The sequence below is a fragment of the Rhizobium phaseoli genome, assembly GCF_001664385.1.
GTDB classification, from domain to species: domain Bacteria; phylum Pseudomonadota; class Alphaproteobacteria; order Rhizobiales; family Rhizobiaceae; genus Rhizobium; species Rhizobium phaseoli.
In genome coordinates this window covers 1,607,825-1,631,950 of sequence record NZ_CP013532.1, presented here as the reverse complement: position 1 = coordinate 1,631,950, position 24,126 = coordinate 1,607,825, and the positions used below count along the sequence as shown (strand labels likewise).

22 protein-coding genes are annotated in these 24,126 nt (G+C 61.8%); 7 read left to right on the top strand and 15 right to left on the bottom strand.

Annotation, left to right across the window (positions count from 1 at the left end):
• Positions 1–60 precede the first annotated feature (60 nt).
• The 5 genes from AMC88_RS07920 to bcsN all read right to left on the bottom strand — a co-directional run bounded on the left by AMC88_RS07920 (position 61) and on the right by bcsN (position 9,213).
• Entirely contained in the window at positions 61–2,388 is a 2,328-nt protein-coding gene (locus AMC88_RS07920; protein ID WP_064825080.1) for a hypothetical protein, read from the bottom strand.
• Positions 2,385–3,431: a family 8 glycosyl hydrolase gene (locus tag AMC88_RS07915; protein ID WP_012483380.1), complete on the bottom strand. Its 1,047-nt coding sequence runs from the start codon at positions 3,429–3,431 to the stop codon at positions 2,385–2,387. The genes AMC88_RS07920 and AMC88_RS07915 overlap by 4 nt, the downstream gene beginning before the upstream one ends.
• Positions 3,428–5,872: a cellulose biosynthesis cyclic di-GMP-binding regulatory protein BcsB gene (locus AMC88_RS07910; protein ID WP_064825079.1), complete on the bottom strand. Its 2,445-nt coding sequence runs from the start codon at positions 5,870–5,872 to the stop codon at positions 3,428–3,430. The genes AMC88_RS07915 and AMC88_RS07910 overlap by 4 nt, the downstream gene beginning before the upstream one ends.
• Positions 5,869–8,061 carry a UDP-forming cellulose synthase catalytic subunit gene (bcsA, locus tag AMC88_RS07905; protein WP_004671225.1) on the bottom strand — a complete coding sequence of 731 codons (2,193 nt, stop codon included), beginning with the start codon at positions 8,059–8,061 and terminating at the stop codon, positions 5,869–5,871. The genes AMC88_RS07910 and bcsA overlap by 4 nt, the downstream gene beginning before the upstream one ends.
• 168 nt (positions 8,062–8,229) lie before the next feature.
• Entirely contained in the window at positions 8,230–9,213 is a 984-nt protein-coding gene (bcsN, locus tag AMC88_RS07900; protein ID WP_064825078.1) for a cellulose biosynthesis protein BcsN, read from the bottom strand.
• Positions 9,214–9,532: 319 nt separating this feature from the next.
• Between bcsN and AMC88_RS07895 the strand changes: the two genes are divergently transcribed.
• Complete coding sequence (locus AMC88_RS07895; RefSeq protein ID WP_004677463.1) at positions 9,533–9,847, top strand: DUF1236 domain-containing protein; 315 nt, start codon at positions 9,533–9,535, stop codon at positions 9,845–9,847.
• A 39-nt stretch (positions 9,848–9,886) separates the two neighbouring features.
• On the opposite strand, the gene AMC88_RS07890 is transcribed toward AMC88_RS07895, so the two are convergent.
• Positions 9,887–11,533 carry an ATP-binding protein gene (locus AMC88_RS07890; protein ID WP_064825077.1) on the bottom strand — a complete coding sequence of 549 codons (1,647 nt, stop codon included), beginning with the start codon at positions 11,531–11,533 and terminating at the stop codon, positions 9,887–9,889.
• A gap of 373 nt (positions 11,534–11,906) precedes the next feature.
• On the opposite strand from AMC88_RS07890, the gene AMC88_RS07885 reads away from it, so the two are divergent.
• The gene (locus AMC88_RS07885) at positions 11,907–12,254 is read left to right on the top strand and encodes a response regulator (protein WP_004677459.1); all 348 of its coding nucleotides are present in this window, start codon (positions 11,907–11,909) and stop codon (positions 12,252–12,254) included.
• An 11-nt stretch (positions 12,255–12,265) separates the two neighbouring features.
• On the opposite strand, the gene AMC88_RS07880 is transcribed toward AMC88_RS07885, so the two are convergent.
• The 6 genes from AMC88_RS07880 to AMC88_RS07855 form a co-directional block, all read right to left on the bottom strand.
• Positions 12,266–12,808, bottom strand: a complete 543-nt coding sequence (locus AMC88_RS07880; RefSeq protein ID WP_004677457.1) for a MerR family transcriptional regulator — start codon at positions 12,806–12,808, stop codon at positions 12,266–12,268.
• Positions 12,809–12,958: 150 nt separating this feature from the next.
• Complete coding sequence (locus AMC88_RS07875; RefSeq protein WP_010019728.1) at positions 12,959–13,297, bottom strand: integration host factor subunit alpha; 339 nt, start codon at positions 13,295–13,297, stop codon at positions 12,959–12,961.
• Between the two features lie 106 nt (positions 13,298–13,403).
• Positions 13,404–14,375 carry a beta-ketoacyl-ACP synthase III gene (locus AMC88_RS07870; protein ID WP_064817911.1) on the bottom strand — a complete coding sequence of 324 codons (972 nt, stop codon included), beginning with the start codon at positions 14,373–14,375 and terminating at the stop codon, positions 13,404–13,406.
• Between the two features lie 20 nt (positions 14,376–14,395).
• Positions 14,396–15,442, bottom strand: coding sequence for a phosphate acyltransferase PlsX (gene plsX, locus AMC88_RS07865; protein WP_064825834.1), 1,047 nt, complete (start codon positions 15,440–15,442; stop codon positions 14,396–14,398).
• A 99-nt stretch (positions 15,443–15,541) separates the two neighbouring features.
• On the bottom strand, positions 15,542–16,096 hold the full coding sequence (locus AMC88_RS07860; RefSeq protein ID WP_064825076.1) for a YceD family protein: 555 nt from the start codon (positions 16,094–16,096) through the stop codon (positions 15,542–15,544).
• 11 nt (positions 16,097–16,107) lie between these two features.
• Positions 16,108–16,713, bottom strand: coding sequence for a ubiquinol-cytochrome C chaperone family protein (locus AMC88_RS07855; RefSeq protein WP_064825833.1), 606 nt, complete (start codon positions 16,711–16,713; stop codon positions 16,108–16,110).
• A 185-nt stretch (positions 16,714–16,898) separates the two neighbouring features.
• On the opposite strand from AMC88_RS07855, the gene AMC88_RS07850 reads away from it, so the two are divergent.
• Entirely contained in the window at positions 16,899–17,432 is a 534-nt protein-coding gene (locus tag AMC88_RS07850; RefSeq protein ID WP_037117218.1) for an outer membrane protein assembly factor BamE, read from the top strand.
• A gap of 278 nt (positions 17,433–17,710) precedes the next feature.
• Here AMC88_RS07850 and AMC88_RS07845 read toward each other — a convergent pair whose 3' ends face one another.
• The 3 genes from AMC88_RS07845 to ribH all read right to left on the bottom strand — a co-directional run bounded on the left by AMC88_RS07845 (position 17,711) and on the right by ribH (position 20,989).
• Positions 17,711–19,849, bottom strand: coding sequence for a sodium-translocating pyrophosphatase (locus AMC88_RS07845; protein WP_064817910.1), 2,139 nt, complete (start codon positions 19,847–19,849; stop codon positions 17,711–17,713).
• 198 nt (positions 19,850–20,047) lie between these two features.
• The gene (gene nusB / locus AMC88_RS07840; protein WP_010018343.1) at positions 20,048–20,530 is read right to left on the bottom strand and encodes a transcription antitermination factor NusB; all 483 of its coding nucleotides are present in this window, start codon (positions 20,528–20,530) and stop codon (positions 20,048–20,050) included.
• A gap of 3 nt (positions 20,531–20,533) precedes the next feature.
• Positions 20,534–20,989 carry a 6,7-dimethyl-8-ribityllumazine synthase gene (gene ribH, locus AMC88_RS07835; protein ID WP_004674116.1) on the bottom strand — a complete coding sequence of 152 codons (456 nt, stop codon included), beginning with the start codon at positions 20,987–20,989 and terminating at the stop codon, positions 20,534–20,536.
• Between the two features lie 334 nt (positions 20,990–21,323).
• On the opposite strand from ribH, the gene AMC88_RS07830 reads away from it, so the two are divergent.
• The 4 genes from AMC88_RS07830 to AMC88_RS07815 all read left to right on the top strand — a co-directional run bounded on the left by AMC88_RS07830 (position 21,324) and on the right by AMC88_RS07815 (position 24,045).
• A complete protein-coding gene (locus AMC88_RS07830) occupies positions 21,324–21,683 on the top strand; it encodes a hypothetical protein (protein ID WP_037137924.1) in 360 nt (119 codons plus the stop codon).
• A gap of 173 nt (positions 21,684–21,856) precedes the next feature.
• Positions 21,857–22,360, top strand: coding sequence for a cupin domain-containing protein (locus AMC88_RS07825; RefSeq protein WP_010018039.1), 504 nt, complete (start codon positions 21,857–21,859; stop codon positions 22,358–22,360).
• Between the two features lie 25 nt (positions 22,361–22,385).
• Complete coding sequence (locus AMC88_RS07820; protein ID WP_010018041.1) at positions 22,386–22,901, top strand: GNAT family N-acetyltransferase; 516 nt, start codon at positions 22,386–22,388, stop codon at positions 22,899–22,901.
• Positions 22,902–23,148: 247 nt separating this feature from the next.
• Positions 23,149–24,045, top strand: coding sequence for a glycosyltransferase family 2 protein (locus AMC88_RS07815; RefSeq protein WP_064825075.1), 897 nt, complete (start codon positions 23,149–23,151; stop codon positions 24,043–24,045).
• Positions 24,046–24,126: the final 81 nt, after the last annotated feature.

Genomic DNA, 24,126 nt, shown 5'->3' with positions numbered 1-24,126 from the left:
TTCCTTGCGAGCGCGAGGTAGTAGGCAGGCGAGTAGCCGAGAGCCGCGGCGGCGTCAACATCAGTCGTTGACGTCGGGATGGGTGACCTTCCGCAGATCGGCGAGGCCGCGGGTGGCGTCACGGTTGCCGGTCGCAGCTGCAGCTTCGAAGATGCGGCCCGCATCATCGTACATTTTCAGATTGAGATAGCTGTAGCCGCGCAGAACCATCAGATCGATGCGCTCCTGCTGCAGCTGGGCGCGCTGATCGAGATAGATGAGGGTTTCGCGATAGCGGCCGGCGTCGAAGGCCTGCAGTGCACGATCGGCGAGGATCGCCACCTGCAGTTCGGCAGCGCGCTGGCGGCTTTGCGGCGCCTTGGTTGCCGCGACGGCAGCATTGTTGGAAAGACCGGCGCGCAGATAGGCAAGGCTCTGACCATAGGCGGCGTCTTCGCGGATCTTGCGGACCGGGCTCTGCAAAGCCGTCTCGAAGGCCGGGATCGCCTCCATCGGCCGGTTGATCTCCATCAGGCACCAGCCGCGCGACAGCGCCTCGGACGGCCCGAGTTGTCCGGCGTCGATGGTCGTCGCGCAGCCCCGCGCCCGGCGCGGACCGCGCTCAACCGCCACCGTCTGCATCGCCGGCCTTGTGACGCGAACGGAGACTTCCGGCTCCGGCTGCGTTGAAGCGGCCGGGGGCAGCGGCGGCTCTGCCGGCTGAACCGGCTGCTGCGGGGCAAGCGGCGGCGTTGCCGGCTGCGCGCCGGCATTCGACACCAGCGTGTCTTCGAGCTTGGCAATGCGCGCCGACCGGCCGGCCCAGGCGCGTTGGAGGTCAAGCACGCCCTTGCGGTCGTTCAGCTGCTCTCTGGTAACGGCAAGGCCATAGGCGGACGGTTCGTCGTCCGGTTTCCACGCAAGCGCGGTTTCGAACCAGCGCGCGGCGGTCTGGAACTGGTTGAGCGAGCGTGCATACCAGCCGAACTGCTGCGCCGTCGGCACATATTTGCGGGCAATGACCTCGGCCGCGATACGATGCAACACATCTTCGGCAAGATCGGCCGGCGGCTGCAGCGCCATCAGATTGGCGGTTGCGGCAAGATAGGTCGATGTCGCATCGTCGGAATCGGCGCGCCAGCGGAACATCACGTCCTCGGCCTCCTGAGGCGCCCTGCGTGCGATCAGCGCCAGCGCCAGGCCTTGCGAAGCGACTGCCGTATTCTCCTTGGCTCGGGCCGCGCGAAACCACTTCTCGGCATCGGCAGGGTTGTTGCGGCGAAGCTGGTACCAGCCGAGCAGCAGCGCATCGGAGGCGAGACCTTCGCTTTCCGCCAGTTTTTCGAGGCGAGCGATGTAACTCGGCGCGATGGCAAGCCTCGGATTCTCATTGCTCTCGGCCACGAAGCGTCGGGCGAGGTTGTCGCGGATCGCGTCGAATTCCTTGCCGCCGTCGGCTGCCGACTTCTCCAGCGCCAGCAGCGCCTGCATGGGCTGATAGTCAAGCAGCGTCGAGGCCTTTTCGACCGTCGCCCGGCGTTCGGCCGGATCGCCGCAATTCTTCAATATATAGGCATAGGCATCCTGGCCGCGCTGCGACCGCTCGGTGCGAACGAAGGCTTCGGCGACGCGCCAGAGGACATCCACCTCGCTGCAGGTCAGCAGGCTTGGCGTCGCCGCGCCAATATCGACCACAGTCGCATATTGCTTGAGATCCGACGCATTGATGAGACGGGCGCGGGCCTCGGCGACATCAAGCCGATCGAGCAGATCGGTCGGCGGCTGCCATCCGGCATCGGCGGCCTGCCGGTCGGCAATCGCCTTGCGCAGTTCCGCATAGCGGCCATCGGAATAGAGTTTCCACATGGCTTCGAGCTGTTTGTCGCCGTTTTGCGGCACAGCCAGCGGATCGGCCGGCGGAACCCAGTTCGGATAGAGCGCCTGCAGGCGGGAGATCTCAGCCTGCAGGCGCACCTTGTCGCCGCGGCTGGCAAAATAGCGAAGCGCGCTTTCATCGACGTCAGGCTGTGGCGGCGCTGCCGCCTGTTGTCGCGCCGGCGGCTCGGTGACGATCGCCGGAGGGACCGGCGCCGGTTGACCGGCTGCCTGAGATCCCTCAGCTTGAGGTGCTGCAGGTGGCTCCTTTGCGACGTTCGGCTCAGGCGTGTCCCGTGCGGGCGGCTGCGGAGAGGTGATCGCCTCGATCTTGTCGGCGACGGCCTCGGCATTGAAGTCTGCATTGCCGGCAGGAGCGTCGGTCGGCTTGATGCGGCCCATCATCATCAGATCCGGCGCCGGCTTGACGGCGGGAATGCCGAACCTTTCCTGCATAGCGGCGCGATCCTTCAGCCCGGTGACGAGGGTCGCTACCACGGCTGCCGCTGAAATCGCCACGAGAGAAGACTTCACAGACACTCCGGATGCTTCTCCCCGATATAGGCCAGCCCCAGCAGTTGAAGCGTGGACGGATAATAGAGTGTGGGTGCAAACTGCAGCGCCGAGCTCGGCAGCTTGGTCCCATCGACAACACAGGCCACAACATCGTTAACAATTCTATAACCGGGGTCTGACAACACGGTCTTCGGCCGGCCGGTGGTCAGATCGATGGTGGCTGGAATGCCATCCTGCGACATGCCCTTTCTGAGGCGGGTCAGCAGCGCCTTGTCTGTAATGCCGCCACGCGCGAGATAGAGTGGAATGCGAAGGGCGTTATAGGCGAATTCGGCGTCGAAACCCTCCGCCGGCCGCGGTGGGCCGCTGAGGCTGACCCATTCGGCAGGAAGCTTGCGCGGACCGAACTGCATCGTCTTCAACAATGCGACGCCATCATCCGACAGCTCTTTCCAGGCATCCGACGGGGCAAGTGCGGCCATCACCGGTATTGCCTCATAGATCCAGTAGGAGGGGTTGACGACGGGGCCGTCCTTGCGGTCAGCGGCGGTGAAACCTTCGCTGCCCGGCAGCAGCAGCATTTGGCCGGCCGAGCGCGCGACTGTTTTGGCGAGCAGCGCCTCGGCCATACGGGAGGCGGCCAGGATATAGTCGTTGCGGTTCCACTGAGTGCCGGCAAGCGCCAGCGCATAGGCGATCAGCATATCGCCGTCGGTGGCATTGTTGGTGTCGGTGACATGCGGCTTGACGTTCGGATCCCATTTCCACACGGCCAGGCCATCGTCGCGCAACAAGAGTTCGGTGCGGGTAAAATACCAGATCTGCTCGAAATCGGCGGGGCTTGCCGAGAGATAGGCGAGCAGCATGCCATAGCCCTGCCCCTCGCTGTGGCTGATATTGCCGTTGCCGTTATCGATGATACGACCGCTCGGATCGAGAAACTTCGACTTGTAGGCGGACCATGCATCGGCATTGATCATCGCCTGCTGGGCGACGGCCGGCGGGATTGCGGGGGCGAGCATGGCCGTCGCCGCAACGAGGAGCGCGCGCCACAACCTCATTTCGACCGGCCCAGGTTTTTCAGCATGCCCGATGTGGTGATGCCGATCAGCAGCAGGAAGGTCACGAGCAGGAAAGCGTAGGAGAGAATGTTCGTCGACAGCCAATTGGCGGCGATCAGACGATAGTTGGAGATCGACCAGGGTGTGGACGGCACGAAATCGAAGCGGGTGACGGGGACCGTCTCGATCTTGGCCGTCTTGCTTGAATAGGTGGTGATGTGGCCGGATAGCTGTGGCCAGTTCATCTGCGCAGTGAGGACCTCCAGCCCCTCGCGCAGATCTTTCGATGAGGGCGCCGTCACCACGGTCCATGCGCCGGTGCCCGCAGGACTGGAGCCCTGGGCAACCAGCAGCGTCGCCAGATTTGGCGGCGTGAAGATCTCTTCGGCCCCGGGGATGAATTGCAGCGAACTGCGGGTAATGTCGAAATTGCGTCCCACCCATTCGCGGAAGGCGGTGATCTGTCCGCGCAACAGACCGCCGCTGACTTTGGAATTCCATTGCTCGAATGCAGCACCGGTATCAACGACGCCGGGCTGCGCATCGACCACTGGACGCCACGAAGCCTGGCTGGCCGTGGAGACATTGGCCTGCGTCAAGGCGGTCGCCGGCATCTGTGAGATCGAGCCGATGAAAATGGCGTCGCGATCGCCGATCGTATTCGGCGAAGCCACGCTTTCGACGGCGATCGGATGGCCGGCCATGATCGCCATCTGGCCGAGCAGCGTAGCGGCGGCCGAGAGCGTGTCGGCGTCGGTGCGGTCGATGAAGAGCGGTGTCGGTTCGGAAGCTCGACTGTAGGGATAAGCCGTGCCGGCCATTGCGGCCAGATTCGGACGCTGACCGACGCGGGCAAAATCCGGGATGTGCAATTCGGAGGTATCGAACAGGGCAAAGCGCGCATTGGCATCGGCGCTGCTGCCCGGCGCGCAGGCGGCATCGCCCTTGGTCGTCAGGATCGCCTCGATCGCCACGGTGTTCAGACCCGGCTTGAAGTGGTGCATCGTTACCCGAATCGGCAGATGGCGGAGAATGCCGCCTGTCGTCGAGGTGAGCGGCACTGTGGAGGCGATGTTGTCGTTGACGTAGATATCGATGTGGCTGCCCGGCAGAACCTTGTCGGTATAGGCAGCGTCGAGCAGTACCTTCGCCTCCCCATAGGCATTGGCATAAAAATCCGCGGGCACGGCGACATTGAAGCTGGTTCGGAACCGGCGGCCGGAGAATTCGGTGGTTTTTACGCCGAGCTGGGACAAGGCAATGCTGGTATCGGAAAAGATCAGCGGCGCGTTCGGTGCGCTCCAGCGTTCGGTGGTCAGCTCGTCGCGGCGGACATCGGCAGGCCTATCCACCGGCGAGACGATCGTATCGATCGCCGAGGAGACCGCCTGCCAGGAAGGACCGCTGATGAGAAGCACCGGCGAACCGCTGCGCGGATCGGTAACGAAAGCGGCGAGCGGCGCACTTTCGGCAGCGGGCGGCAGCTCGGGAAAGAGCGGCCGCAGCTCGGCGGCGGTGCCGACGAGCACGCCGAGCCTGCCCGGGCCGGCGGCCGGAAGCGAAGCGGTGTTGAAGGCAAAGATCTGGTTCGGCATGCTGCTCAGCACCGACAGACCCTGCGCCAGCCGCAGCAGCGGCTTGGTGGTTCCCGGCTGCTCCAGCGCCGGGACGACGATATCGAACTCCGTCCTGCCGGTGCCGTCGACGCCGATGGCGCGGATTGCGTCGGCGCTCGAGAGTTCCTCGGCATTCCCGCCGGCAAAGCTCAGATAGGTTCCGGCCGGGTCGATGTTCGACCAGAGTTCGTAGGTGGATTGAATGCTGCAATCGGTGCGATGGCGCTGATCGGCTTCGAAGGTGACGAGGTTGGCGCCCGGCTGCAGCAGACCCGGGGGAACCGCGAACGTGACGGCCGATGGACCGTCCGGCGAGCCGATACGCTGCTGGCCGATCGGGCGATTGTTGAGATAGACGGTCAGCGCCGAAGCCTCGGGCGCGACGACGATCGAATTCTGATAGGCGAAGGTGAAACTTGCCTTCGCCGCCGCCTGCTCGGGCGTCAGATAGACGGACCATGAGCGGCGGTCGTATTCGCCGCCGAGGCTGAATTTCGAAAAGGGCACCAGATAGTGCCTGATATCGCGGGGCTTCGGCTGCGAGCCGGCATTTGTTGTCGCGCCCGGCTGGGGCGCCGGCTGCGGCTGGACAGTGATCGGCGCAGGAACGGCCGCAGGCGCTGCCGGTGTCACCGGTGCGGGTCTTACGGACACGGGAGGCGTGACGGGGACCGGTGCCGTCGGGGGCTGAGCGGGCGGCGTCGGTCTCGGGGCAACGGATGCCCCGGGCGGGCGTTCGCCGGACATGTCGAAGGGTGCGGTCTGCGCCTGGGCGAAAGCGGAAGCACTTAGCAGGAGTAACGAGGCAGCGATGATGCTTTTCATCCGGCGTTGACCTTTGCCGCCTGTTGCTGTGCCTCCCGTTCCGGCCGCATGCTGCGAAAGAGGTAAACGAGGCCGCGGCTGGTCTGATAGAGCGCCGTGCCGGCGAACCAGATGGTGCCACGGATCAGGCCCGGATTGCGGCGGCGCGAGGCCTGGAATTCGGTCCATTGGCCGGAATTGGCAAACATCAGGTCGGCGATCAGGCGATGGTCGAGGGCACTTTTCGGCACGTACTGGCAACCGACATTGCTGATATCGCCAGACGGCTCGATGTTGCGGACGATAAGCGGCAGGGTTTCCAACTCGGCGCCGCTGTAGGGCCGGAAGCGGATTTCGCCGGGGGCGCCGACCATCATCTCATCCAGCTGTTTGTTGAAGATGTGAAGCCTCGCGCCATGAACGGAAACGTCTTCGATCGAGGCCGCGTACCATTTGCCGTTGGCGCCGAATTCGCAGCGCCGGTTGACGCGGACGCGGCGGGACAGGGCGCGCTCGCCGCGTTCCGACACGACACCCAACGCACAGCCGGCCATGATCAGGTTGACGAGATTCCATCCGCCGACGACGAGCGTGACGTCGGCTTTATAGGGTTCGGCATAAATCCTGTAGACGGTAATGACGAGCGCAATGATCTGCACCGCGAAGATGACGAAGAACGGACGGCTGATCTCCGACAGGCGGCTGACGGCAATCGATTCGTCCTTGGCGGTCACCTTGAAGGTCGGCTTCCTCGGATTGAGCATGACGGAGACGACAGCCGGCAGCAGATGCACCGTCTGGACATATTCATAGAGTTCGGAAATCCAGGGCCAGCGGAACGAACCGTAGAGGTAGTTCTGCATCATCAGATTCACGAGCATGTAGGCAAGCGTATAGGCCAGGAACTCGCCGCCGGAGGCAGTGAAGATCTCCAGATCGAAGAACAGGTAGAAGAGCGGCGCAAACAGAAAGATCGTGCGTGGGAACGGGAACAGCCAGAAAAGCGTGGAGGACATGTAACAAAGGCGCTGAGGGATCGTCAGTCCGCGTTTGAACAGCGGGAAGCGGAAGCGCAGAATCTGCATCATGCCCTGCGCCCAGCGGCTGCGCTGGCCGATGAAGCTTGCGAAGGTGGCCGGCTGCAGACCGGCGATCAGCGGCTTGTCGACATAAATGCTGTTCCAGCCGCTGCCATGCAGCGCTAAGGCCGTCTCGCAATCCTCGGTGATGCTGATGCCGGAAAAGCCGTTCTGCGATTCGAGCGCCTTGCGGCTCAGCACAGCGGCCGAACCGCAGAAGAAGGCGGCGTTCCATTTATCGAGGCCGCGCTGGATGATGCCGTAGAACATCTCGTTCTCGCTCGGCATCTTGTCGAAGGTGCGCAGGTTGCGCTCCAACGGATCCGGATTGATGAAAAAGTGCGGGGTCTGGACGAGGAAGAGCTTCGGATCGTCTTCGAAGTAGCCGACGGTCTCGAGCAGAAAGTCGCGGGCGGGCGCGTGGTCCGCATCGAAGACGGCGATGAGTTCGCCCGTCGAATGTCTCATGCCGTTGTTGAGATTGCCCGCCTTGGCATGCTCGTTGCGGTCACGGGTGAGATAGGTGACGTCAAGATCCTGGCAAAGCTGCTTCAGTTCGATGTGGCGGGCGGCGGCCGCCTGCGCCTCCAGCAACTTGCCGGAATTGCGTTTCTGCAAGGTGCCGCCGTCGTCGAGCAGCCAGACATGCAGCTTGTCGGCCGGATAGTCCATCGCCTTGGCGGCAGCAAGGGTGTTACCGAGAAGGCCGGCATCCTCGTTGTAGGAGGGCACGAAGACATCGACATGCGGCAAACGCCCGGGGTTGGCCGCCCGCGATGGGCGCGGCGGCAGCGGCGTGGCGACGATGAAAAGGCTGAGCGCCAGCATCGCCACGCTATACATTTCGGCAAGATAGAGCAGCAGGCCGGGAATGAAATTCTCAGGCTGGTTCAGCGGCGGCAGCGTGTTGGTGGTGCGCCAGTAGACGTAGCGCAGCACGATCGACGTGCCAAAAGCAAGCGCCACCAGGCGCCACGTCCCCTCGCCCTTCAGGATCTTGATCAGCGCCATCACCGTGACGACCGAAATGCTGGTGATGAGCTGGGTCTGCAGGTTAACCGGCAGGGTGATCAGCACGATCATGCAGAACGAAACTAGGGCCCATATGAAGACGCTGCGGGCTTTGCGCATCGACGTTCCTTCGAAATTGCTCGCCGAGACATCGTCCGACACCCCGGGCACGCTCACTGGAACAGGACGATTTCAGGCTAGGTCGGCTAAAATCTGAAACCTGTTCGAAATTAAGGAGTTAGAGCACGACGTCGTCCGAATACCGCCCACACTTTTCGGCATCATGCTCTATCTCCGGCACACGGCCGTCATGGCCGTGTCGCCTATGCAGTCCGGCGAGGGCACGGTGACACCGATTGCCCTTGCCGATTGTTCCAACGGCGCAGCAACCGCCTCCGGCGCCACGCTTGTCTGTGGCGCCTCGCCCGGCAGCGGCACGCGCGGGCCGATGGGCGCCGGCAACGGTGCGGCGCCTTGAGCCGGTTGCCGACTCGGGGCGCTGCGAACCGGAGCCGTCCGAGGCAGGCTGATCACGGCGGCGGGCGCCGGCTCATATCCGATCGGCATCGGGCTGGCGCGATATCCGCCCTCGTCGGGATAGATCGGATCGCCGGCGCGCCCGCGCGCCGCGTCGGCCGGCGGCGGGGCGCCATAGGGGTTCCAGATCACGCCCTCGAATGTGCCTGATATCGTGTAGCCGTAGACGATGCCGAGCAGCTGGCGCTCGGATGCGCGCGCATCGCACAGGCGCAGACGCAGCTGGATCATGCCAAAATTGCGGGCCTGCGTGTTGGCGGCCGCGCTCGACCGGATCTGTTGCCAGGCGAAAATACAGGCGTCGCCGGCGCGGCTTCGGCCGGAGGCATAGCCGAATGGGCCATAAGCGTTCTGCAGGAAAGTCGCCGAGGTAGCCATCGGCACGCCGGGGGCCGCGCGAGCCATTTCGCGGGCAATAGCGCTCTCATTAATCATGCTGAAGCCGGCATTGCCCGCTCCGGGATTGGCCCCGGACGCGCCGAAAAACTGGATCTTCAGGAAATTCTGGCCGGGCACGGAGGAAGACGTAAACAAGGAGACCGTCTGTTCGACACCATTGCCACGCTTGCGCTCGACGACGCTGACGATCGATGGGCCGCCCGGCGGCGGCAGAACCAGCGCCTTTTCGGGCGCCACTGTCTCCGGCGCGGAAGGCTGCCGCACACCGCCTGTCGACGTACAGCCGGCCATCATGCCCGCCACTGCCACCAGCGATATCGTCTTCCGCAAGCGCATGTCTCGAGCCGCCGCTATCGTCTTTCCAGATGTCCATTCGCAAACCGAAGCGCGACGGACCTTCGAATCAACGACCGTCCGGCCGTTCACCTGACATAAACCGCCGACATGGTTAATGAAGGGTAAAGAGCGCGCCTCTGCTGCCACCTGAAGACTCGCATTGAACGTGATTCGCACAGCTCAACCGTATGGTGCATAAAGTCGTATAGCAACAAGCTGCTGGGATCCCCGGCCTTCGCCAAGGCGGCCGGTCGGCGGCGGAACTATGCAGCATGGGCGGCGTTGCCTTGATGTCCAAGCGTTAAAAAGGAGAACTCCCATGCGCAAGACCATGTTGGCTACGGCCGCCATGCTGACCATTTGCTCGGCCGCCTTCGCGCAGAGCACCGTCGTCGTCACCGATCCCGCACCAACCGGCTCCGTCGTCCTGCCCGGCGAGGTGCGCACCTATGTCATGGAGCAAAACACGCCGTCGGTCGTCTATGATGGCGAGATCACGGTTGGCGCGACGCTGCCGGATACCGTCGAAGTCCATACCGTGCCCAATGTCGACGGCTATGGCTACACTGTGATCAATGAGCGGCGTGTCATCGTCGAGCCGAAGACGCACCGGGTGATTCAGGTGCTTGAATAAGGCAATCGGGAGGCTGGAGACGCGCGATCGCGCGCGACTTCACGTCCCCTCGTCTGCCACCCTTACCGGCATGTTCAAGAGTTCCCGGATCTTATGGGCGAGCTGCTCCAGGCTGAAAGGCTTGGCGAGTAGCGAAACGCCGTGATCAAGCACGCCATTGTGGACGATGGCGTTGCGCGTGTAACCCGTGGTGTAAAGGATCCGGATCGTCGGCCATTTTTCCTGAACGACGTCGGCAAGCTGACGCCCGCTCATCTGCGGCATCACAATATCGGTGAAGATCAGGTCGACATCCGGATTTTCCTCCAGAAGGAGAAGCGCCTCCATGCCGCTTCCCGCCTGCAAGACGGTGTAACCGAGTTCATGCAGGCTTTCGGCGGTCATGGTGCGGACATGTTCATCATCCTCCACCACCAGGATCGTATCGTTGACGCTGCCCTGGGGAAGCGGCTGGGCGCCGGCGGCCGCGAGGCGCGCATCCGCCTTGCCGACATGGCGCGGCAGATAGATCTTCACCGTCGTTCCGCGGTCGATCTCCGAATAGATTTTGATATGACCGCCGCTCTGCTTGATGTAGCCGTAGACTTGGCTGAGGCCGAGGCCGGTCCCCTTGCCGGGTCCCTTGGTGGTGTAGAACGGATCAAAGGCGCGGTCGATCACATCAGGCGACATGCCGGTGCCGGTGTCGGTCATGCTGATCATCACATACTGACCTGCTTCGACCTCCGAATGCATCCGCGAATATCGCTCATCCAGTTCGGTATTGGCAGTCTCGATCGTCAAATGACCGCCGCCAGGCATGGCGTCGCGTGCATTGACGGCCAGGTTCAGCATGGCGTTTTCGAGTTGGCTCAAATCGGCAAAGCTCGGCCAGAGGCCGCCGGCGAGCACGGTTTCGATGCGGATATGTTCGCCGAGCGTGCGCCGCAGCAACTCCGACATGCCACCGACCAGCTTGTTGACGTCGATCACCTCCGGGGCGAGCGGTTGCTGGCGCGAGAAGGCGAGAAGACGCGCGGTCAGCACCGCGGCCCGCTGAGCACCGTCTCTGGCATTCTGAAGGGAGTTCAGCAGGCGCGGATCTTCATGTCCGGTCATGCGCCGCTGAGCAAGATCGAGATTGCCGATGATGATCGCAAGCATATTGTTGAAATCATGGGCGACGCCGCCTGTGAGCTGACCGATCGTCTCCATCTTCTGCAACTGCCGGACCTGCGCCTGGGCGGCGGCATTCTCTTCCATCTCGTGCCTGAGTGCGGCAGTGCGCTCGGCCACCGTCTCTTCCAGGCGCGCGTTGAAACTGTTGAGCGCGGCGCGCAGGCGGCTCTGCCTGCCATGGGCGATGATGATCATCTCCATCAGGGCGATGATGATCGCAGCATTGACCAGATAGGTTGAAAGGCCAACCCACTGGCCGGCGCTGACTGGCCAGAAGGCGTCATGCGGCTCGACGAAAAACTGCTGAACGACGAAGGCTGCAACCACGGCCGCGACGAAACCCGGCCCCGCGCCGCCAATGAAACTGGCGAGCAATATCGCCGGGAGGAAGCTCAGGAAGGGAAAACCGGAGAGATAGTCACTGGCGGCAAGTCGCAGAAAAAACGTCAGCCCCACGAAGGCAACGGCCAGCGGATAGGTGTAGCCCGGCCTCTGACGCAGCCAATCCGTGGCACTCAGCAAATCCATTCCACACCCCTTCTCACAGCGCCGTGCGTCTTTTCAGATGCGCGATGGACGCTGCAACACTCTGAATTACTGCATAATTTTTTCCGTAAATCGATTCCAATTTCAGGAATTATGCAGCAGCCGTCACCGAGACGGCGTCCCAGCTTTTGCACATCGAATTTCGCCGGGCAATATGCTCCTTCCAAAGCGCGGCGTGATCTTTCAGATTCGCTTGCCGCGCATCAGCTTTTTATGTTTAGACATGTCGTGTCGTAAGACCGCGGCGCGGTTTTGTGCGACAGGCTTACCACCGCTGCGCGCAGCGTCTTGACGAGCTGCACAAGCGGTCCACATAAATCTTCGTGCCCGGCAAGGGGAATGGGTGGACGGGATCATGAAAGACATATTCATCGTCGAGGACGATGCACTGATCGCCATGTTGCTCGAGGACATGCTCAGCGATCTCGGCTATCGGGTTTGCGCGACTGCACCCGATCTGGAACGGGCGCTCGCAACTGCCAGAGACGCGGCGTTCGACGCCGCCATCCTCGACGTCTCGCTTGCCGGCCGGAGTTCGCTGCCGGTCGCAAAGCTGCTCGACGAGCGCGGCAAACCCTATCTCTATGCGACAGGCTACGGCAGCGCACCGGAAGGCAGCACTCCAAGCACCCTGCCGGTGCTGCGCAAACCTTTCCAACTCAGCGAGCTCGAACAGGCGATGAAGCTGCTTACGGACGCCTGAGGCGTGTTTCCTCAGCGCACCTGATCGAGCAGACGCTTGCATTCCAGGAGGTCGTAAAGCGCCTCCTGCAGCAGTGCCCTGTCTTCCTTGCCGACGCTTGACTTGCCGATTGAGACTTCCGGCTGATCGTCGTCTCCGGCAACGAAGTTGAAGAACCGGCGCGTGATCGGCGGTTTGGCGCGGCCGACGATCTGGTCCTCCTCGGCCATCCCGACGCGCGGCTCGCCCGATCCCGTCTCCTGCACGCCCGAGGCAAGCGCCTCGACGCTGGCGAGATCGCCGTGGCCGACCGATATGACGAACTTGTTGCCGTTGGTCTTCAGAAGCTTCTGCACGCCCTTGATCGTGTAGCCGTGATCATAGAGCAAATGCCGGATGCCCTTGAGAAGGTCGACATCCTCCGGCCGATAATAGCGACGGCCGCCGCCGCGCTTCATCGGCTTTATCTGGGGAAACCGCGTTTCCCAGAAGCGCAGCACATGCTGCGGCAGATCAAGATCGTCTGCGACTTCGCTGATGGTGCGAAAGGCATCGGGGCTCTTGTCCAACGTCATACTGCTACGCAACCTCGCAGACTCATCCAACGGCGACTCATCGTATTTCAAAGGTTTGGCGCCGACAATTCAAGTCATGTGTCGACGTTGCGCACAGGCGATGAACGATGAGAGAGAAAAAGGCCGCTCCGAGCAGGAGGAAGACCGATATCAGGGAGCCGGGTTCTGCGGCTTCAGCTTGACCTTGCGAGAGACATGCGCCTTGAGGATGCGCGTCTTCAGCACGTTCGATGCCTTGAAGGTCATGACCCGGCGGGGAGAGATCGGAACCTCCTCGCCGGTCTTCGGGTTGCGGCCGATCCGCTCGTTCTTGTCGCGAACCTGAAACGTGGCGAAGGAGGAAAGCTTGACGGTTTCACCACGCACGATGGCATTGCAGATTTCGTCGATGACGGTTTCCACAAGTTCGGCGGATTCTGTCCGGGAAAGCCCAACCTTTCGGAAAACGGATTCCGCCAGGTCTGCTCGCGTCACTGTTTTTCCGGTCATGGTTTCCCCGCCCATTACAAATTATTTTGTGAAAGCGAACGAAGAGTATTTGTCTTGCGCCTCACGGTCAAGCTCTTGTTCGCCGCCAGTTTTTTAGGATTCGTGCTTACCAGCGCAGCAGAACGGCGCCCCAGGTGAAGCCGCCCCCCATCGCTTCGAGCATCACCAGGTCGCCCTTCTTGATGCGGCCGTCGCCGGCAGCGGTCGCGAGCGCAAGCGGGATCGAAGCGGCCGAGGTATTGCCGTGCAGATCGACGGTAACGACAACTTTTTCCGCAGCGATGTTCAGCTTCTTCGCCGAACCGTCGATGATGCGTCGATTGGCCTGGTGCGGTACCAGCCAGTCAAGATCGTCGGCGGTGGTGCCGGTCGAATCGAATGCAGCCTGGATGACATCGGTGATCATGCCGACGGCGTATTTGAAAACCTCGCGGCCTTCCATGCGCAGCTTGCCGACGCTGCCCGTCGTCGACGGTCCGCCATCGACATAAAGCTTGTCCTTGTGCGAACCGTCGGAGCGCAGATGAGCGGTCAGCACGCCGCGATCTGCGGACGTCCCCTCGCCTTCGGCCGCCTCCAGCACGATCGCGCCGGCGCCGTCGCCGAAGAGCACGCAAGTCGTGCGGTCGTTCCAGTCGAGAATGCGCGAAAAAGTCTCGGCGCCGATAACCAGAACGCGTTTTGCAAGGCCGCCGCGGATATAGGCGTCCGCGGTCGTCACCGCATAGACGAAACCGGTGCAGACGGCCTGAACGTCAAAGGCGAAGCCGTGGCTCATGCCGAGACGGTTCTGGATATTGACCGAGGTCGCCGGAAACGTGTTGTCAGGAGTCGAGGTGGCGCAGATGATGAGATCGATGTCGGCGGGCGTCAGGCCGCCATTTTCGAGCGCCGCACGCGCGGCGGCCTCGCCGAGCGAGGCGGTCGTTTCGTCGTCGCCGGCCACGTAACGCTGCCGGATGCCCGTGCGCTGGACGATCCATTCGTCCGACGTATCGACGATGGCCTCCATGTCGCGATTGGTCACCACGCGCTTCGGAAGTGCGGCTCCGAACCCGCGAACCACTGAACGGATCATATTCGATTGAACCTCATCACTCATGCCGCTTCCGGGCCCATAGGGGGCAGGCGCTTGGCATGATATTTCTTAAGATCGTTTTCTATTTTCTGATTGAGGCCGTTCTTGGCCATATCGTAGCCGACCTCGATCGCAGCGGCGATGCCCTCGGCATTGGCGCCGCCATGGCTCTTGATGACGATGCCGTTCAGGCCGAGAAACACGCCGCCATTGACCTTGCTCGGATCGAGTTTCTCGCGAAGCATGTCGAAGGCGCCTTTGGCGAAGAGGTAGCCGATGCGGGCGAGCAACGTGCGCGACATGGCCGCACGCAGATATTCAGCGATCTGCTTGGCCGTGCCTTCGGCGGTCTTGAGCGCGATATTGCCGGAGAAGCCTTCGGTGACGACGACGTCGACGGTACCCTTGCCGAGATCGTTGCCCTCGACGAAGCCGGAATATTCAAGCGAATCGATATTCGCCTCGCGCAACAGCCGGCCGGCCTCCTTGACCTCTTCCTGACCTTTCACCTCTTCCACGCCGACGTTCAGAAGGCCGATCGTCGGGCGTTCGATCTCGAAAAGCGCGCGCGCCATGGCGCCGCCCATCAGGGCGAAATCCATCAGTTGCTGCGCATCGGCGCCGATCGTCGCGCCGACATCGAGCACGATGCTCTCACCCTTCAGCGTCGGCCAGATCGCCGCGATCGCCGGGCGCTCGATATTGGCCATGGTGCGAAGACAGAACTTCGCCATCGCCATCAGCGCGCCGGTATTGCCGGCCGAGACTGCGACATCGGCATCGCCCGTCTTCACCGCCTCGATCGAACGCCACATGGTGGAGATATAACGGCCACGGCGCAGCGCCTGGCTCGGCTTCTCTTCCATGCTGACCGCAAGCTCGCAATCGTGGAAGACCGATTTTTCCTTAAGTTTCTGAAACTTGGCGAGAAAAGGGTCGCACTGTTCCTTAAGACCATAAAAAACGAAGGAAATATCCGGATGCCGATCCAGCGCTTTGGCGGCGCCGGGGATGACAACCTGGGGACCAAAGTCGCCACCCATGAGGTCGAGAGATATTCTGATCACGCGTCCCTGATCCTTCTTTCCGCCGAGGGGCGAAATTTCGGCCAAAATACCGGTTTTGGCGTCGCATACAACTGAATTGTGTGAAATGCCCGTGAGGCTTCAGTCCTTTTTCCAGTCCTTGAGAACCGCGAAAGCGGAGGGCTTTTTATCGTTCTCGCCGCTATCCTCGATATGACCTTCGAACTCGACACCCTGCTTGCGCGGATAGGGATCGATCGCAAGAGCGGCGAACTCCGCAACTACCTCGCCGGCATCGATCGTATCGCCGACAAAGGTCTCGGGCAGATCAGGACCGTCGGGATCGAGCAGCATTTCGCCGGCGTCATTGCCGGGCTGGCGGGCAAGCTTGGATCCTTCAGGCACGAAAATCTGCTCGAAGCTTTCGTCGATAGCCGCTTCGACCGGTTCCAGGGTCACGACGCAGGACTGGACGATCTTCGCCTGCACCCGGCCCTTGACGCGCACGCCATCGCGCTTCCAGCGGGCAATCTGCAGGTCGGCACTGAGATCCTCGACGGCGACGACGCTCCAGGACTCGGCGAGCGCCTTCAATTCGCCGGCATCGGCCTCGATATGGACCTCAACAGGGTTGGCGGAGATATGGCCGACCTTCACGCGATAGGAGAAAGGAACATCGTCCCGATCGTTTTTCATCGTTTCCTCCTTCAGGCGACCGATGAGTTTGCGACCGGCGGCAGCTTTGCCGCGCCGCCGGCAATCATCTCTTCCGGAATGGCGGACAAGTGGGCTTCTGCCGCCATCATCCAGCCGGCGAGGCCGGACATATCGGCCGGCGCCGGACTTTCGGGGTAGATATTGCGCTGGAGGGCGAGCGCGAGCGCTTCGCGATCGCCGGCATCCATCGCCTTCGAATAGGCTTCGAGCCGGCCGTAGAACATGCCGGCGAGCTTCTTCATGCGTTTCGGCACGCTGTTGTCGCCGATGCCGAGTTCGCGGATCGAGTAGTCGATGTCCTGGAAAAAGGCGTCGACGATCTCCTGGGCGATCTCCTGGCCGCTGACGGCAGAGGCGCGCGTGCGGCGAAAAAACAGAATCATCACGATCGACAGCATTTCGAAACGGCCCATCACCGTATCCGGCACATTGAGCCCCTCATAGAGATCAGGCATGCGCGCGGCCGCCGTCAACGCCGCATATTGTCGGTCGACGATCGCCTGATTGTTGTTTTTCTTGCGGAAGAGTCCGAAGATCATTGTTTTTTCCGGAAATGCCTCAATCTTCACGCCGGCTGGCGTCTGGCCTTGTTGCATGATTTCGAAAGCTGGTTTACCGAAGCAGGCGCGAATTGCAATGCCGATCGTGGCCTGTTTCGGGACGATGCCTTCGAGGCGTCGGCGGAACGAATTCGGGACATTCGACCCGGAATGGCCACAATGGTTTTGCAGGAGGAAGCGTGTAAGGCCCAAACGGCTGCTATCGACACTCAAGGGAGTAGATGTCGTTGAAGAAACGGTATTTCAAGTCTGACATGAAATTCTTCAGCAACGCGGCCATTGCCTTCATAATCGCCTCCACCACTGCTCTTTCGGGCTGCCAGACCGGCACCGTGCTCAATGGCGGATACGTCGCCGACCAGCAGTCGCTGAACCTCGTTCCAGAAGGCTCGAGCCGCGAGCAGGCGCTGCTTTCGCTCGGCACCCCGTCGACGACGGCGACCTTCGACGGCGAAGTCTTCTATTACATCTCGCAGCGGCGCACGCGTTCGGTCGCCTTCCAGAAGCTGAAGGTCGTCGATCAGAGCGTTCTGGCGATCTATTTCGACAAGGACGGCGTCGTCAGCCGCCGCGCCAATTATACGCTGCAGGACGGCAAGGTGTTCGACACGATCGGACGCGTCACGCCGACCGGCGGCAAGGAACTCACCTTCCTGCAGCAGATGCTGTCCGGCGGCAGCGCCGCGAGCGCGGCCCGCAGCCTGTTCGGCGGCGGCGCCGGCGGCACGCCGCAAAATCCCAGCAGCCTGCGCTAATCGGATAGATTTCCAACAAAAACCCGCCGGATCGCTCCGGCGGGTTTTTTGTTGATAAACCTTGTTTTTTAATCGGCATCATCTTCCGTCCAGGAGATCGGAGCCCGCCCTCATCCGGCTGCCGCCACCTTCTCCCCGTAAATGGGGCGAAGGGGATATGCCGCGATCTCTCCGTCCCCCGCTTGCCTCTCGCAGGGCAAGTCCCCTCGCCCCGTTTACGGGGAGAGGGTTAGGGTGAGAGGCAGCCACGACGGTAGGCACCGTGGCGAATTGCGGTATCAACCGGCGAGAATGGCCAGCAGCAGAAGTGCCACGATATTGGTGATCTTGATCGCCGGGTTGACGGCGGGGCCGGCTGTGTCCTTGTAGGGATCGCCGACGGTATCGCCGGTAACGGAGGCCTTGTGTGCATCCGAACCCTTCATGTGACGCACGCCGTCCTTGTCGACGAAACCGTCCTCGAAGCTTTTCTTGGCATTGTCCCAGGCGCCGCCGCCAGAGGTCATCGAGATGGCGACAAAGAGGCCGTTGATGATGACGCCGAGCAGCGATGCGCCAAGCGCGGCAAAGGCCGAGGCCTTTGAGCCGGAGATCAGAAGCACGCCGAAGTAGACAACGACGGGCGCCAGCACCGGCAGCAGCGACGGCACGATCATCTCACGGATCGCCGCCTTGGTCAGAAGGTCGACGGCCTTGCCGTAATCCGGCTTTTCCGTGCCCTGCATGATCCCCGGCTTCATCTTGAACTGTCGGCGCACTTCTTCGACAATCGAGCCGGCGGCGCGGCCGACGGCGGTCATGGCGATGCCGCCGAAGAGATAGGGAATCAGGCCGCCGAACAGCAGACCGGCGACGACATAGGGGTTCGACAGTTCGAAGGAGATTTCGCCGATATTGGCGAAGTAGGGATACTGGTCGCCGTGGGCGGCGAAATACCTCAGATCGTTGGCATAGGCGGCAAAGAGCACCAGCGCGCCGAGGCCGGCCGAACCGATCGCGTAGCCTTTGGTCACCGCCTTGGTGGTGTTGCCGACGGCATCGAGCGCATCCGTCGACTTGCGCACCTCGGGCGGCAGATGCGACATTTCGGCGATTCCGCCGGCATTGTCGGTAACCGGGCCGAAGGCATCGAGCGCAACGATCATGCCGGCAAGGCCGAGCATGGCGGTGACCGCAATGCCGGTACCGAAAAGGCCGCCGAGCTGATAGGTGGCGAGAATGCCGCCGACGATGACGATCGCCGGCAGCGCGGTCGATTCCAGCGAGACCGCCAGACCCTGGATGACATTGGTGCCGTGACCGGTCACCGAGGACTGGGCGATCGAAACGACCGGACGCTTGCCGGTGCCGGTGTAATATTCGGTGATGACGACGATCAGCGCGGTGACGACGAGGCCGACGAGGCCGCAGACGAACAGGTTGGTGCCCGTCACGTCGGCGCCGGCGACGGTGCCGAGCGAGCCCCAGCCGACCGTCAACGAGGTGGCGGCGCCGAGGCCGACGATCGACAGCAGCCCGGTGACGATGAGGCCCTTGTAGAGAGCGCCCATGATCGAGCCGTTCGAGCCGAGCTTGACGAAGAAGGTGCCGATGATCGAGGTGATGATGCAGGCGCCGCAGATCGCCAGCGGATAGATCATCGCCGACTGGAGGATCGGCGCGCCGGCAAAGAAGATTGCCGCGAGAACCATGGTGGCGACGACGGAGACCGCATAGGTCTCGAAGAGGTCGGCGGCCATACCGGCGCAGTCGCCGACATTGTCGCCGACGTTATCGGCAATCGTCGCTGGGTTGCGCGGATCGTCCTCGGGAATGCCAGCTTCCACCTTGCCGACGAGGTCGCCGCCGACATCGGCGCCCTTGGTGAAGATGCCGCCGCCGAGACGGGCGAAGATCGAAATCAGCGAAGCGCCGAAGCCGAGCGCCACCAGCGCATCGATGACTTCGCGCGAGCCGCTTTCATGGCCGAGCCCGACGGTCAAAATCGTATAGTAGATGGAGACGCCGAGCAGCGCGAGGCCCGCCACCAGCATGCCGGTGATCGCACCCGACTTGAAGGCGATGTCGAGGCCTGCGGAGAGGCTGGCGGACGCGGCTTGCGCGGTGCGCACGTTGGCGCGGACGGAGACGTGCATGCCGATGAAACCGGCAGCGCCGGACAGGACGGCGCCGATCAGGAAACCGATGGCGGCCGTAGCGGAAAGAAGCAGCCAGGCTGCGATGAACACAACGACGCCGACGAGGGCAATGGTGCGATACTGGCGCGTCAGATAGGCCTGGGCGCCTTCGCGGATATAGCCCGCGATCTCCTGCATCCGGCTATTGCCCTGATCGGCGGCAAGCACCGACCGGGTTGCCCAGGCGGCATAGACCACCGAGAGCAGACCGCATGCAATTACGCATAAAAGAATGGTCATTTCGCTCTTTCCTCCCATAGGCCGGAGTTCACTCCTCCTCCGGCAGATACGCCGCCGACTCGCCTTCCTCTCCACAGAAATGCCACAGCTAAGCGGTCCGGAGATTGCGTGGTCGATCACGTGGCGTCAAGACCGCAACGGGCGAAAACCATTGCGGCATGAAGAAAGAAACGGGAAGATCGTTTGGCGGCTAAGAGGTTACTTCTTCGCCTCGCTGCGAACCTGCTTGGCGATGCGGTCGAGCACGGCATTGACGAGCTTCGGCTCGTCGTCATCGAAAAACGCCTGCGCGATTTCGACATATTCGGTGACGATGACCGCCACCGGAACGTCCTTGCGGTCAAGGAGTTCGAAGACGCCGGCGCGCAGGATGGCGCGGACGGTGCTGTCGAGCCGCGACAGAGCCCAATCATCCTGCAGCGCTGCAGCGATCAGCGGATCGAGGCGGACCTGATCGCGCACCACGCCGGAGACGATGGAGCGAAACCAGCCGGCATCGGCCTTCAGATAGGTCGCGCCGTCGATTTCCTGGCCGAGGCGGTGCGCCTCATATTCAGCGACGATTTCCAGAACGCCCGTGCCGCCGACATCCATCTGATAAAGCGCCTGAACGGCAGCGAGGCGGGCAGCGCCCCGCTGGTTCGCAGTCTTGACCGGCCGTTCCGTCTTCTCGTCACTCATTCTTCATGCACCCAGTTTCTGCTTCAACTCGATCATCGTCAGAGCTGCGCGAGCGGCAAATCCGCCTTTGTCCTTGTCCGAGCGGCGCGCGCGCGCCCAGGCCTGTTCGTCATTTTCCACGGTCAGGATGCCGTTGCCGATGGCAAGGGACTCGCTGACCGCGAGATCCATCAATGCGCGCGAGGATTCGTTCGATACGATATCGAAGTGATAGGTCTCGCCGCGGATGACCATGCCGAGGGCGACATAGCCGTCATAATGTGTGCCGCCATTGTCGTCTCCATCGAGCGACATGGCAATCGCTGCCGGAATTTCCAGCGCGCCGGGAACGGTGACGACCTCAAAGGTGGCGCCGGCCTCCTGCAGAGCAAAGGTCGCGCCTTCGAGCAGGGCATCGGCCATGTCGTCGTAGAAGCGGGCCTCAACGATCAAAATATGGGGAGCGGTCTCTCTCGGCATGGTTCACCTTCGGTTTGCGGGGCGTTTTCCACTCGGCAGGCCGCGGTCAAAACACGCCTTCATCAGAATGGCAAGCACTTTCGCCTGATGCCGCAACGCCAAAGACGAAATATCGGCAAAGGGATAGCTGCACAGCCGAGCAAGCCTTTCGATCCAGCGTCGCCGGACGCCGGGAAAACGGCAATTCGAAGGCAATTTTCATGAAGAACTTTTAACGGATTTTCAGTGGCTTAGCCCATTGAATTGCGAAGAGGACAACGCCAATTCCATGTCGTGACGCAGACGATCCCCTGCAACGACAGCCGACCGTCATAGCAGATGAAAGGATACAATCATGAACCGCGTTGTCACACTCACCGTTGCCGCCGCCCTCTCCTCGCTTGCTTTTGCCGGCGCCAGCCGGGCCGAAAGTCTTGGGATGAACACCGCCCGAGGCATCGAGCAAACGCTCAGGACCTTCCACGGCAATGATTTCAACGTCGAGCAGGTCCATAACTGGCGCAATCTCGACGACGAGACGACGGGTCCGCGCTCGGCGCCGGAACGCTCCAGCCAGGCCATTCGCGGCATCCAAGCCTCGATCGACGCCAACAGGTCGCTTGCCCATCGGCTCAACAATGAAGGCGTCGATGTCCGCAACATCGTCAATGCCGAACAGGCGGCCGACGGAAGCCTGACCTTCTACGTCCGCTAAGCTTCGCACGCATTGCGAGCGATAGAGCGTCCCTGCGCATTCCATCGCGCGGCGCTCGAAGCATGGGCGGCGGTCTCCTCTCCGCCCATGCCGGGGATTTCCCCGATCCGCGCAGATGGGCATTGAATTTCCCGCCAAGATGATAGTTTCTCTTCCTGCAACAGGAGGACAGCATGGCGACGGAACCGAAGGCGGTGATCAATATCGCCGATCTCACGCTCGATCACTGGAAACAGGGTGAATTCTACGAGGGCGCCGACGCCTCGTTCGGCGGGCTTCTTGGTCTGACGGGTCTCGGCATCAGCTATAACGAGGTGCCGTCGGGCAAATCGAGCTGCCCCTTCCACAATCATCATGTCGAAGACGAGCTTTTCTACGTGATCTCGGGCACCGGCGAATACCGCTTCGGCGACGAGCGCCATGCGATCAAGGCCGGCGACGTGCTCGGCGCGCCAGCCGGCGGGCCTGAAACGGCGCACCAGATCATCAACACCGGCATGGCGCCCCTCGTCTATCTCGGCATTTCGACAATGGCGAAAACCGAGATCGTCGAATATCCTGATTCCGGCAAGTTTCTCGCCAAAACCAATAGAGATGGCGCCAGGCCCGGGCGATTCCGCCATATGGGACGCGCGGAAAATCCGCTCGATTACTGGGACGGCGAACCCGGCGCCTGACGGCGGAGATTCCGAAGGACCTGATGTGACCGACATTCCCACGCTCGAAACGGAGCGGTTGACGCTTCGCCCTCACCACCTCGACGATTTCGAAGCGCAGGCGGCGTTGTGGGCGAACGAAGACGTCGTCCGCTTCATCAGCGGCGCACCCTCGACACGCGAGCAAAGCTGGGCCCGTATGCTGCGCATTGCCGGCATGTGGCATCATATGGGCTTCGGCTTTCTTGCGATCGTCGAGAAGACAAGCGGCCAGTTCATCGGCGAAGCCGGTCTTCTCGAGGCCCGCCGCGAAATGGAGCCGTCAATCGAGGGAACGATGGAGGTCGGCTGGGCACTGATGCCGGCGGCCCAGGGCCGCGGTTATGCCACCGAGGCACTGACAGCCCTGATCGGCTGGGCGGAAGTACAATTTCCCGGAAAAGCAATGAGCTGCATCATCAGCCCCGACAACGTGGCGTCGCTCAGGGTCGCAGCCAAGCTCGGATTCCGAGAGACGGGGCGCGCGCAGTATAATGGCGAGATCATTCAGTTTTCGCGGTAGGGAACTCCGTCGGCCTGGCGGCATAAGGCGCCATGGTGTCGACCTGGAAATTGACCCAAATCGTCGGCGATATGTGTGCCGGCAAAGCTGGATTGCCGGCTCTTTCCGGTTGCCCCTCTCCTTCTACGCAAGCCTCGCGTAACGCCCGCGCTTTATCCTCATCATAATGATCTGCTTCGGTCCTTCGCAGGGCCGATCACCATTCTCGCCGGCAGAGGCCGGGGCGAAGCTTTCAAGGGAGAAACATTTGCCGCGCGTGTCGATCTGTATACCGGCCTACAAGCCCGATTTTTTTGAAATCGCCCTGAAAAGCGCAATCGCGCAAAGCTATACGGATGTCGAGATCATCGTCTCGGACGATTGCCCGACGGATGCAATCGAGACAGTCTGCTCGCGATATTCCGGCCTCATCAGCTATAGCCGCAATCCTCATCCGGGCGAATACACGAATATCATGAGGCTCGCCGGTCTCGCACAGGGCGAATACATCAAATACCTATTCGATGACGACGTCCTTAACCCATTCTGCGTGCAGTTCCTGCTTGAAGCGCTGGAGGCGACGCGCGACAGAGGGACGAAACTTGCCTTTTCGCCGCGGCATGTGATCGACGAGAGGAACAATTTCATCAACCTGATCAACCATTTCCAAGTCGATCGGGGTTTGAAGATCATCGAAGGCCGCGATTTCATCCGGTTGACAGCGATGCATCACCTCAACCTTGTCGGCGAATATTCGACCGTGATGATGCGTAAGGCGGACTGCTTTGACGGAAATGGCGAGTTCCGCCTTTTCAGGCCCGAAAACGGCGTCTTCCGTGGACTTCTTGATCTTTCAGGCTGGATAGAACTCGCCAAAGAAGGCGCCTTCGTCGCCCATCCGCACCCGCTTTCCTATTTCCGGCAGCATTCCAATTCCAAATCAAACCACACCACGAACCCGATCTTCATCTATGCCATCATCTTCTACGAAGACATTCTGAACTATGCGCACGCCAACGGATTGCTCAGCCCACAGGATTTGCCGGTCTCCTATCGCAATCTGCTCAATGTCTACCAGTACTGGCGCGCCGCCTTTCCGGAACTCGATGCGAGGATCGCTCGCCTGAGTGCGCTGCTTGACGACGCCGGGCGATGGAGCGCGTAGCGGTTTGGTCGACCTCGGCGAGCTTCGCTGTACCCGCACGTTTCGCGCAATTCTCACGATTTAATTGATGGTCGACATGGC